The organism is Cupriavidus sp. 05T313 (assembly GCF_056396665.1).
Window position 1 is genome coordinate 1 of the sequence record NZ_JBFTLX010000302.1, and the last position, 10,636, is coordinate 10,636.

General features: G+C 65.1%; 11 protein-coding genes and 1 pseudogene. 3 read left to right on the forward strand and 9 right to left on the reverse strand.

The features are described from left to right. The first annotated feature begins 212 nt into the window (after positions 1–212). Positions 213–569 carry a hypothetical protein gene (locus tag AC1DKD_RS36650; protein WP_477111065.1) on the forward strand — a complete coding sequence of 119 codons (357 nt, stop codon included), beginning with the start codon at positions 213–215 and terminating at the stop codon, positions 567–569. Here the strand turns inward: AC1DKD_RS36650 and AC1DKD_RS36655 are convergent. Then, positions 542–1,474, reverse strand: a complete 933-nt coding sequence (locus AC1DKD_RS36655) for a ferritin-like domain-containing protein (RefSeq protein ID WP_477111066.1) — start codon at positions 1,472–1,474, stop codon at positions 542–544. The two genes, AC1DKD_RS36650 and AC1DKD_RS36655, sit on opposite strands and share 28 nt — an antisense overlap. Before the next feature lie 127 nt (positions 1,475–1,601). Between AC1DKD_RS36655 and AC1DKD_RS36660 the strand changes: the two are divergent. Then, positions 1,602–1,796 (forward strand): annotated as a pseudogene (locus AC1DKD_RS36660) (gamma carbonic anhydrase family protein); the annotation flags it as partial. A gap of 66 nt (positions 1,797–1,862) precedes the next feature. Then, the gene (gene hslO, locus AC1DKD_RS36665) at positions 1,863–2,891 is read left to right on the forward strand and encodes an Hsp33 family molecular chaperone HslO (protein WP_441630045.1); all 1,029 of its coding nucleotides are present in this window, start codon (positions 1,863–1,865) and stop codon (positions 2,889–2,891) included. Between the two features lie 327 nt (positions 2,892–3,218). On the opposite strand, the gene ftsB is transcribed toward hslO, so the two are convergent. From ftsB to AC1DKD_RS36705, 8 genes are all read right to left on the reverse strand, one after another. Beyond that, complete coding sequence (gene ftsB, locus AC1DKD_RS36670) at positions 3,219–3,557, reverse strand: cell division protein FtsB (protein WP_035859184.1); 339 nt, start codon at positions 3,555–3,557, stop codon at positions 3,219–3,221. Between the two features lie 68 nt (positions 3,558–3,625). Then, positions 3,626–4,915: a phosphopyruvate hydratase gene (gene eno / locus AC1DKD_RS36675; RefSeq protein WP_441630041.1), complete on the reverse strand. Its 1,290-nt coding sequence runs from the start codon at positions 4,913–4,915 to the stop codon at positions 3,626–3,628. 88 nt (positions 4,916–5,003) lie between these two features. Further along, entirely contained in the window at positions 5,004–5,294 is a 291-nt protein-coding gene (locus tag AC1DKD_RS36680; RefSeq protein ID WP_477111067.1) for a DUF1330 domain-containing protein, read from the reverse strand. Between the two features lie 90 nt (positions 5,295–5,384). Next, a complete protein-coding gene (gene kdsA / locus AC1DKD_RS36685) occupies positions 5,385–6,257 on the reverse strand; it encodes a 3-deoxy-8-phosphooctulonate synthase (protein WP_441630039.1) in 873 nt (290 codons plus the stop codon). Between the two features lie 29 nt (positions 6,258–6,286). After that, complete coding sequence (locus AC1DKD_RS36690; protein WP_045238051.1) at positions 6,287–7,939, reverse strand: CTP synthase; 1,653 nt, start codon at positions 7,937–7,939, stop codon at positions 6,287–6,289. A gap of 150 nt (positions 7,940–8,089) precedes the next feature. Beyond that, the gene (locus AC1DKD_RS36695) at positions 8,090–8,911 is read right to left on the reverse strand and encodes an alpha/beta fold hydrolase (RefSeq protein ID WP_447435343.1); all 822 of its coding nucleotides are present in this window, start codon (positions 8,909–8,911) and stop codon (positions 8,090–8,092) included. 15 nt (positions 8,912–8,926) lie between these two features. Beyond that, positions 8,927–9,748 (reverse strand): proteasome-type protease, encoded by an 822-nt coding sequence (locus tag AC1DKD_RS36700; RefSeq protein WP_200876673.1) that lies wholly within the window; start codon positions 9,746–9,748, stop codon positions 8,927–8,929. 130 nt (positions 9,749–9,878) lie between these two features. Then, positions 9,879–10,636 (reverse strand): transglutaminase family protein (locus tag AC1DKD_RS36705; RefSeq protein ID WP_477144388.1); only part of this gene is annotated, 758 nt, incomplete at its 5' end.

Genomic DNA, 10,636 nt, shown 5'->3' on the forward strand with positions numbered 1-10,636 from the left:
CCTTTAATTAGGGTTGTTCCTATATCCCGGGGGCAACTACATGGCGGATAGCAGCCCATTTTGCAACCTGACCTAACAGAGTAATGCAAAAAAGGAATTAGGAAAATTCGGATTATCTTGATTGTTTTTCCCAATCCCGGGAAATAAAGTTCCCAATGAGCACACAGAAATTTCCCAATGTGCTTCAACTTAATGACGAACTGGAGATCACAATGAGCACGCTTGCAAGCACCGGCCGCGCCGCCTCCCACCGCTTCGCGCATCGGCTGCCGTTGGCCCTGGCGAGTGCTTTGCTTTCGGCATCCGCGTGGGGCGCGGATGGTGTGATCCACTTCCGGGGGGCCATCGTTGCGCCCCCCTGCAATACGCAACTCGGCACGAGCGGGACCGCATCGGTAAATTGCCCGGCAAACGGCGCCCATTCCGCGGAGTCTGCCTCCCTGCCGCTGCTGCCTGGCCGGGTAGTCCAGCTGACGACCGCGCGCGCCTTTACCGTGCCCGTGCAATTCACGACAGGCCCCGATAGCGGCATCAAGCAGGGCTATGTCGTGGTGACGGAATACAACTGACTGGCCTGTCCTTCCAGCCACGCCAGCTCATCTTCGTCGAAACCCGCCGCGCGGCGCGCTGCCAGGTTGAAGGGCGGCCGCAGGCGCGGTGCCTGGTACCGTGCGGCCAGTTCGGCGTAGGTGGTGACGGGGTCCATGCCACGGGAGGCACATAGCCATCGGTACCAGCGGTTGCCGATGGCTACGTGGCCCACCTCGTCGCGCAGGATGATGTCGATGATTGCGGCGGCCTCGTGATCGCCCGCGGCTGCGAGCTTGGCCCGCACCGGCGGCGAGGCATCCAGGCCGCGCGCCTCCAGCGTGCGCGGCACCAGCGCCATGCGCGCCAGCACATCGCCGGCGGTCTTGTCCGCCATCTCCCAAAGACTGTTGTGCGCCGGAAAATCGCCGTAATGCGCACCCAGCGTGGCCAGGTGCTGCGCCAGCAGGCTGAAATGCAGCGCCTCTTCGTCGGCCACTCGTAGCCAGTCCAGGTAAAAGGCTACCGGCATCAGATCGAATCGCCAGATGGCATCCAGCGCCAGGTTGATGGCGTTGAACTCGATATGTGCAAGCGCGTGGATCAGCGCCGCGCGCCCGGCGGGCGTATGGATGGACCGCCGCCGCTCGACCCGCTGCGGCGCCACCAGTTCGGGCAGCGGCGGCCGGCCGGGCAGCGGCAGTTCGGCCGAGATCGCCTCGCCGATGCCCAGGGCCTCCGGCGCCATGGCTTCGCCCGCAAGCCGCATCCGGCGTGTGGCCGCGGCCTTCTCGTGCGCATCGCTCAAACAGAGGATGGCAAGCGCCTGGCGGCGCAAGGACGGCACCGCCACGCCGGACAAAGAGCCAGGTGCGGCAAGCGGCATGCCGCCGCGATCGGGGTCAGGGGCGCCAGGAGAGGCGGCATCGGGAAGGTTTGCTGGCATAAGCGTAAAATCCGGTTTGCCGCCATTGTAGGGCCCGGCGGGTGGCGCTCCATGCCAGGCCGCCCGCGACCCTTTAAAGCCTGGCGGCAAACCCCATATACCCATACGAACTTGTGCAGGAGACCTCATGGCGCTTTACCAGCTCGGCGACGTTGCCCCCACCATCGATCCGGATGCCTATGTGGCGCCGGAGGCCACCATCATCGGCAACGTGACGCTCAAGGCGCGCGCMAGCGYCTGGCCMGGCGTGGTGATCCGKGGCGACAACGAACCGATCGTGGTGGGCGAGTCCAGCAATGTGCAGGAAGGCCAGGCCATGTACAAGACGCAACTCAAACGCATCGACTAAGGCGCCGCGACGCCCGCACCGATTTACCGACGGATCATCGTGACTGACACCACCACCCCCGACACCCTGCAGAAATTCCTGTTCGACGCGGCCCCCGTTCGCGGCGAACTGGTGCGCATGCAGACCACCTGGCAGGAAGTACTGCGCCGCAATCATTACCCGGCGCCGGTGCGCCGCCTGCTGGGTGAAATGATGTCCGCCGCCGCCCTGCTTTCGGCCAACCTGAAGTTCAACGGCGCGCTGGTGATGCAAGTGCACGGCGACGGCCCGGTGCGCATGCTGGTGGTGGAATGCCTGTCCGACCTGTCGATGCGGGCGACCGCCAAGCTAGCCGAAGGCGTAGCGCTGGCCGACGATGCCACGCTGGCGGACCTCGTCAACATCAACGGCCGCGGCCGCTTCGCCATCACGCTGGACCCGCAGGACAAGCTACCCGGACAGCAGCCGTACCAGAGCATCGTGCCGCTGGCCGATGCACACGGCCCGATGGCGTCGATGACTGCCGTGCTCGAACACTATATGCAAGCGTCCGAGCAGCTCGACACCCGGCTGTGGCTGGCCGCCGACGACAAAGTTGCCGCCGGCATGCTGCTGCAGAAGCTGCCGTCCTACGGTGGCACGCTGGAAGGCCATGCCGGGCGCGCGCCCGCCGAAGTCGGCGAAACCGGCGTGCCGCTGGCGGACACCGGCCGCGCGCAGGACCTGGACACCTGGGACCGCGCCTGCCAGCTCGGCGCCACGCTGAAGGACGAAGAACTCCTGGCCGAAACGCCCGATACTCTGCTGCGCCGCCTCTTCTGGGAAGACCTGCAAGCCACCGGTCTGCGCGTATTCGAGCCGCTCACGCCGCACTTCCAGTGCTCGTGCTCGCGTGCCAAGGTGGCTGGCATGCTGCAAAACCTGGGCCGCGTGGAAATCGAGGACATCCTGGTCGAACGCGGCGAAGTGGAGATCCAGTGCGATTTCTGCGGCCAGCAATATCACTTCGATCCGGTTGACTGCGCGCAACTGTTTGCGCCGGCCCCCGTCGCTACCGGCGCCGGTGACGGTGCGGCGCAGCAACACTAAGCTGCAACGCGGTAAGGCGGAGCGGCTCGGAAGGAACCCCRCGAGGAACCTTTACGCCCTCCGCCGCGGTCCAAGCATCAGCGACCTACCAGAGTCAGGGAGTCACCATGTCCGCTTTGCCTTCAACCCCGTCCGCCGTCGCCGCAGCGTGCAAAGCGTCACGCCTGGTCCGCGCGCAGGGCACGATCGGCGTCTTGCTGCTCGGCGCAGTGCTGGCCTGCGGCGGCTGCGCGGAGTTGCCGCGCGACATCAACGGCTCGCCGCCGACCGGGCGACGCTTGAGGTGCGGCAGGTCAATAGACTCTGCCCAGGAACTGGCGCCAGTCGTCAGTGGCGGTTGAACGCCGGGGAATTCGGCGGAGGCGGCAGCGGCGGCGTGGCGCTGACCTTGGGCGCGGGCGCCACGAACTGCACGAACACCTCGCCATCCTTGACCATGCCCAACTCATAGCGGGCACGTTCCTCGATGGCGCCTGTGCCATCCTCCAGGTCCTTCACTTCCCCTTCCAGCTTGGCATTGCGCAACTTGAGCAACTGGTTGCGCGCCGATTGTTCCTGCACCTGCTTGTCCATGTCCCACACACGCAGCCAACCGCCCTTGCCCAGCCATAAGGGATACTGGATGGCGAGCAACAGCACGAACAACAGCAACGAGATCAGGCGCATGGGTTCTGGCGCTTAAGCGGAAAAGGAAGTTGCGTCAGCGCCGGCCGCGGCCGGCGCATGACACGCGCTTAGCGCAGATTGTAGAACGCGCTCTTGCCCGGGTAGCTGGCGATATCGCCGAGATCTTCCTCGATGCGCAGCAGCTGGTTGTACTTCGAGATACGGTCCGAGCGCGACAGCGAGCCGGTCTTGATCTGGCCGGCGTTGGTGCCCACCGCGATATCGGCGATGGTGCTGTCCTCGGTTTCGCCCGAGCGGTGCGAGATCACGGCGGTGTAGCCGGCGCGCTTGGCCATCTCGATGGCGGCGAAGGTCTCGGTCAGTGTGCCGATCTGGTTGATCTTGATCAGGATCGAGTTGCCGATGCCCTTTTCAATGCCTTCYTTCAGGATYTTGGTRTTGGTCACGAACAGGTCGTCGCCCACCAGCTGCACGCGCTTGCCCAGCTTGTCGGTYAGCACCTTCCAGCCGTCCCAGTCGCCTTCGGCCATGCCGTCCTCGATCGACACGATCGGGAACTTGTCGCACAGGTTGGCCAGGTAGTCGGCGAACTGGGTCGAGGTCAGCTTCAGGCCCTCGCCTTCCAGGTGGTACTGGCCTTCGCCTTCGTGATAGAACTCGGTAGCCGCGCAGTCCAGCGCCAGCAGGACATCTTCGCCTGCACGGTAGCCGGCCTTCTCGATGGCCAGCACAACGGTGTTCAGGCACTCTTCGTTGGAAGCGAAGTTGGGGGCAAAGCCGCCCTCGTCGCCAACCGCCGTGGACATGCCCTTGTCGGACAGGATCTTCTTGAGCGCGTGGAACACTTCGGCGCCGCAACGCAGGGCTTCGCGGAAGCTCGTCTGCGACACCGGCATGATCATGAATTCCTGGATGTCCAGGCTGTTGTTGGCATGCGCGCCACCGTTGACGATGTTCATCATCGGCACCGGCATTTGCATCGCGCCCGAACCGCCGAAGTAGCGGTACAGCGGCAGGCCGGCTTCTTCAGCGGCGGCCTTGGCCACGGCCATCGATACGGCCAGCGTGGCGTTGGCGCCCAGGCGAGCCTTGTTGTCGGTGCCGTCGAGGTCGATCAGGGTACGGTCCAGGAAAGCCTGCTCGGAGGCATCCAGGCCCATGATGGCTTCGGAGATTTCGGTGTTGATATGCTCGACAGCCTTCAGCACGCCCTTGCCGAGATAGCGCGACTTGTCGCCGTCACGCAGCTCGATGGCTTCGCGCGAACCGGTGGATGCGCCCGACGGCACTGCCGCGCGGCCCATCACGCCGGATTCGAGCAGGACGTCGCACTCGACCGTCGGGTTACCGCGCGAGTCGAGAACTTCGCGACCGATGATATCTACGATTGCACTCATGGATTCCTCTTGGACTGTTGATGCTTGATGACTTCGTACTACACGGGCGCCATGCCCTGGACTACCGCTGACGGGCGCTGATTAATGCCTAAACGCCTTCTACCACGATCATGTTCATGCGCGCGGCATGCTCGCGCGACTTGCGCGCGGCGCGATATGCCTCGCTGTCGTGGAACGACTTTGCCGCGTCATAGCTGGGAAACTTCAGCACGACCACGCGCGTCGGGGCCCAGTCGCCCTCCAGCTTCTCGGTCTTGCCGCCACGCACCAGCACCTCGGCGCCATGCACCTTCATGGCATGGCTGGAGAGCACCTTGTACTCTTCATACTGCTGGGGATCGGTGACATCGACGTGGGCAATGATATAGCCGCTGGCCATGGCGTATCTCCGTGTGATTTTATGGTGTTGATTCTACTTGGCTGATCATGGCCGCCTGATGACGGCCATGTCGGCAACGGCGCTGCGCGCTCAGGCGCAGGCCGCGGGCCAGCCGAAATTGTCTTCGAGGAAGCCCGAGCGCTTGACCAGCGTATCGAGTTCCTTGAGCACGGACAGCAGCTCCTTCATGCGCGACAGCGGCACGGCATTGGGGCCGTCCGACATGGCCTTGCTCGGGTCCGGATGCGTTTCCATGAACAGGCCCGCCACGCCCACCGCCACGGCAGCGCGCGCCAGCACCGGCACGAATTCGCGCTGGCCGCCGGAGCTGGTGCCCTGGCCGCCCGGCAGCTGCACCGAGTGCGTGGCATCGAACACCACCGGCGCGCCGGTCTCGCGCATGATCGCGAGCGAGCGCATATCGGAGACCAGGTTGTTGTAGCCGAAGGAAACGCCGCGCTCGCAAGCCATGAAGCTGTCTTCCGGCAGCCCTGCCTCGCGCGCGGCGTCGCGCGCCTTGTCGATGACGTTCTTCATGTCATGCGGCGCGAGGAACTGTCCCTTCTTGATATTGACGGGACGGCCGCTCTGCGCGCACGCGCGGATGAAGTCGGTCTGACGGCACAGGAAGGCCGGCGTCTGCAGTACATCGACCACCGCCGCCACCGGCTTGACCTCGTCGATCTCGTGGATATCGGTCAGCACCGGCACACCGATCTCGCGCTTGACCGTGGCGAGGATCTCCAGCCCTTTCTCCATGCCCAGCCCGCGGAAGGTCCTGCCCGACGAGCGGTTGGCCTTGTCGAACGAGGACTTGTAGATAAACGGGATGCCGAGCTCGCCGGTGATCGCCTTGAGCTCGCCGGCGGTATCCAGCGCCATCTGCTCGGACTCGATCACGCACGGACCGGCGATCAGGAAGAAGGGCCGGTCCAGGCCAACGTCAAATCCACAGAGTTTCATCACTAGTCTCCTGCTTGCGGTGCCGGGGCTCAGCCCGCCTTGCTCTGCTGGCTGGCCAGCGCCGCTTCCACGTAGGCCTTGAACAGCGGATGGCCATCGCGCGGGGTGGAGGTGAATTCCGGGTGGAACTGCACGCCCACGAACCACGGGTGCATGCTTTCCGGCAGTTCCATCATCTCGGGCAGGTCTTCGGTCGGGGTGCGAGCCGAAATCACCATGCCCGCCTTTTCCAGCGTCGGCACATAGTGATTGTTGACCTCGTAGCGATGGCGATGGCGCTCGTTGACTTCTTCGCCGTAGATCCTGGCTGCCTTGGTGCCCGGCTTGACCGGTACGCGCTGCGCGCCCAGGCGCATGGTGCCTCCCAGGTCGGACTCGGCGGAGCGCTCCTCCACCTTGCCTTCACGGTCGACCCATTCGGTGATCAGTGCCACCACCGGATGTTCGGTTTCCAGGTTGAACTCGGTCGAATTGGCATCGGCCATCGCCGCCACATGGCGGGCGAATTCGATCACGGCCAGCTGCATGCCCAGGCAGATGCCCAGGTACGGCACCTTGTTCTCACGGGCGTACTGGATCGCGCGGATCTTGCCTTCCGTGCCGCGCTTGCCGAAACCGCCCGGCACCAGGATGGCGTCCAGCGGCTTGAGCACTTCGAGGTGGCCCGATTCCAGCTCTTCCGAATCGATGTACTCGATGTTCACGCGGGTGGCGGTATGCATGCCGGCGTGGCGCAGCGCTTCGATCAGCGACTTGTACGACTCGGTCAGGTCGACGTACTTGCCAACCATGCCGATGGTGATCTCATGCTGCGGATTTTCCTGGGCATTGACCAGGCGTTGCCACATGGAGAGATCTGCCGGCTTCGGGTCGATACGCAGTTCCTCGCAGATCAGGCGGTCGAGGCCCTGCTCGTTGAGCATCTGCGGGATCTTGTAGATGCTGTCCGCGTCCCAGACCGAGATCACGGCTTCCTGCGGGATATTGGAGAACAGCGAAATCTTGGCGCGCTCTTCGTCCGGGATCGGGCGGTCCGCGCGGCACAGCAGCGCGGTCGGCGAGATGCCGATTTCACGCAGCTTCTGCACCGAGTGCTGGGTCGGCTTGGTCTTCAGCTCGCCGGCGCTGGCGATGAACGGCACCAGCGTCAGGTGCACGAAGGCAGCGTGGTTGCGGCCCATGCGCAGGCTCATCTGGCGCGCGGCTTCCAGGAACGGCAGCGATTCGATATCGCCCACCGTGCCGCCGATTTCCACCAGCGCGACGTCCGCCTTGCCACCGTGCGACGCAGCCGCGCCGCGCTCGATGAAGGCCTGGATTTCGTTGGTGATATGCGGGATTACCTGCACCGTCTTGCCGAGGTACTCGCCGCGGCGTTCCTTGCGGATCACCGACTCGTAGATCTGGCCCGTGGTGAAGTTGTTCGACTTGCGCATCTTGGCCGAGACGAAGCGCTCGTAGTGGCCGAGATCGAGGTCGGTTTCAGCACCGTCTTCCGTGACGAACACCTCGCCATGCTGGAAGGGGCTCATCGTGCCGGGATCGACGTTGATGTAGGGATCTAGCTTGAGGAGGGTGACTTTGAGGCCGCGCGACTCAAGAATGGCCGCGAGCGAAGCAGCAGCGATGCCCTTGCCGAGCGAAGAGACGACACCACCGGTGACGAAGACGAATTTGGTCATAAACCGAGCTTGCCGGGGAAATCGGGATTATACATGAGAGCCTGGCTGCTGCAGCGCCGCATTTGCGACAAGTCGCCTTGCCCGGCAACCGCTGAGACGCATTCGCCGCTTCGCACCCCGGCCCTCGCTGCTGCCCCTGCCTGACCCCGGCTACGGACGCGCGGCCGCGGGCGAATTGCCCCGCATTTCGCCGACGAGATCGCGGATCAATCCGGCCGTCTGGCCGGGCCGCTCCATCGGATAAAGATGCCCGCCCTCGATAAAGCGCAGGCGCTCTCCCACCAGCTTGCGCGTGGCGCCGAGCCCGCACTGCCGCACTTCGCGCGACTGCGTGCCGGCGACAAAGCCGACCGGCACCGGCGCGCCGCGCGCAACGCGCGAGCCCAGGCTGGTGGGCAGGGTGCGGTAGATCTGGTACTCGATCTCACGCTCGAAACGCAGGCGGCGCTCGGCGTCGTTGCCGGTCGGCTCGGTGCCATGCATGGCGTAGTCGCGCAGCACCTCCTCATCCCAGGCCGCGAATACCGGCTTGGAACGGAAATGTTCCCAGACCGCCTCGGCATCCGGCCAGTGGGTGCGGCGCCGCCGCGTCACCGCCGCAGGGCCGGGCCGTTCGTCCAGGCCGAAGCGCTGGCCGGCCTTTAGCAAGGCGGCACGCCAGCCGGCGATCACGGGCGAATCGAGCATCACCACGCCGCGCACCCATTGCGGGCGCCGCAGCGCGGCCATCAGCGACAGGAAGCCACCGAGCGAATGCCCCACCAGCCACACCGGCTCGCGGTACTTCTGCTCCACGGAAGCCAGCAACTCATCGACGAGGTGCGGCCACTCTCGCGTGACCGGGAACTTCGGGTCATGGCCGTATCGGTCCACGGCGCGGATCTCGAAATCGTCTTCCAGCGTTGCGAACAGCTTGCGGTAGGTGCTGACGGGAAAGCCGTTGGCATGCGAAAAATGCAGGATGTCACGCATCTGGGATATCCGCCCTCAGTCCTGGGTGCCGGCGCGTTCGCGCGTGGCGCGCACCGGCTGCCCCCAGCGGTCGCCTTCGCCCTGGCGCGCCAGCGGAAACTCCGCCGGGGCGCAGGCATCCCATTCCGGATCGTTGATCTCGCCGAAGACCTGGCGCAGGCGATGCCCCCAGGTATCGCGGATCATGCGGAAGTAGGCGTTCTTCTCGTCGATATTGACGAAGCGGGTCACGCGCAGCGAATCGGCCTCGTAGACCAGCAGGTCCAGGGGCAGGCCCACCGAGATATTGGATTTCAGGGTGGAGTCCATCGAGATCAGCGCGCATTTGGCGGCTTGGCCAAGCGGCAGCGTGGGTTCCACCACGCGATCGATGATGGGCTTGCCGTACTTGGCCTCGCCGATCTGGAAATAGCAGTTCTCGGGCGTGGCTTCGACAAAATTCCCCGCCGCGTACACATGGAACAGGCGCACCCGCTCGCCACGGATCTGCCCGCCGAAGATCAGACTCACATTGAACTCGATGCCAGCCTCGCGCAGGGCGTGGGCATCGTGCTTGTGCACCTGGCGCACCGCGTCGCCAACGATGGCGGCCGCCTCGAACATATCGCGCGCGGTCCACAGGGAGCGCTTCTCGTCGCGGCCTTCTGCGAGTATCTGGCGCACCGCCTGGCTGATCGCCAGGTTGCCCGCCGTCAGCAGCACCATCACGCGGTCGCCCGGCTCCTCGAACACAGTCATCTTGCGCGCGGTCGAAATCGCGTCGACCCCGGCATTGGTGCGGGAATCGGAGAGGAACACCAGACCGGCATCCAGCCGCATGGCTACACAGTACGTCATGATCTCGTCTTGTTATGGTGCACGGCCCCGCCCGGCGCACTGCCCGGAGCCAGGCCGCATTCTAGCGCCGCCCCTGCGCGGCTGGAACACCGTATCACGCCCATTCCTGGTGCGCTTCGCACCACCTCGCTCACTGCAGCGGTGCAATGGCAATCTCGACCGCCAACTGCTCGCCGCTGCCGCCCTCGCGAATGCCTCTCACCGGCGCGGCCATGCGGTAATCACGCCCGACCGCAAGCCGGACATGACGCGTGTCGCTCAGGCAAGCGTGCGTCACGTCGATACTGCACCACAGCTCCCTGTCCACGTCCACACAGACATCGGCCCAGGCATGGCTGGCCAACTCGGAGGCCGCCGGGTCGTAGAAATAGCCGCTGACGTAGCGCGCCGGAATACCGAGGGCGCGGCAACATGCCACCATCACTTGCGCTTGATCCTGGCAAACCCCGCTGCCCAGCCCGAAGGCCTCGCTGGCTGACGTGCCCACATCCGTGCTGTCTGCCTTGTACCGCACCCGCTCGGCTATGCCACCGGCCAGAGCCAGCAGGGCCGGCACCTCGTGCCCCGCCGCCAGGTAGGGCGAGGCAAAACGTAACATTTCCGGATGCGCGGCGGTCAGCGGCGTGCTGCCCAGGTAGTAAAGCGGCGAGACACGCGCCTCGCCCGCCGGCGGCGCATCGCAGAAAAGCGGCACTTCTCCGCCGGCGGGCGGCGTCACTTCCACCACGCCGCCTGCCTCGATCACCAGCGTATGCGCAGGGCCCGCCACGGTAAAGCTGTGAACGATATTGCCAAAGCCGTCGCGGGCCTCGGACAGGTTGCCCGGCACCGATAGCTGCCAGCCTTGCACGGCCTGCAACGGGCCCGAACGCGGCGCGAGCCGCAGTT

What these genes read in the sequence shown, in the direction of transcription:
- AC1DKD_RS36650 (WP_477111065.1), top strand. Translation starts at nt 213, where the DNA reads ATGAGCACGCTTGCAAGCACCGGCCGCGCCGCCTCCCACCGCTTCGCG.
- AC1DKD_RS36655 (WP_477111066.1), bottom strand. Translation starts at nt 1,474, where the DNA reads ATGCCAGCAAACCTTCCCGATGCCGCCTCTCCTGGCGCCCCTGACCCC.
- ftsB (WP_035859184.1), bottom strand. Translation starts at nt 3,557, where the DNA reads ATGCGCCTGATCTCGTTGCTGTTGTTCGTGCTGTTGCTCGCCATCCAG.
- AC1DKD_RS36680 (WP_477111067.1), bottom strand. Translation starts at nt 5,294, where the DNA reads ATGGCCAGCGGCTATATCATTGCCCACGTCGATGTCACCGATCCCCAG.
- kdsA (WP_441630039.1), bottom strand. Translation starts at nt 6,257, where the DNA reads ATGAAACTCTGTGGATTTGACGTTGGCCTGGACCGGCCCTTCTTCCTG.
- AC1DKD_RS36690 (WP_045238051.1), bottom strand. Translation starts at nt 7,939, where the DNA reads ATGACCAAATTCGTCTTCGTCACCGGTGGTGTCGTCTCTTCGCTCGGC.
- AC1DKD_RS36695 (WP_447435343.1), bottom strand. Translation starts at nt 8,911, where the DNA reads ATGCGTGACATCCTGCATTTTTCGCATGCCAACGGCTTTCCCGTCAGC.
- AC1DKD_RS36700 (WP_200876673.1), bottom strand. Translation starts at nt 9,748, where the DNA reads ATGACGTACTGTGTAGCCATGCGGCTGGATGCCGGTCTGGTGTTCCTC.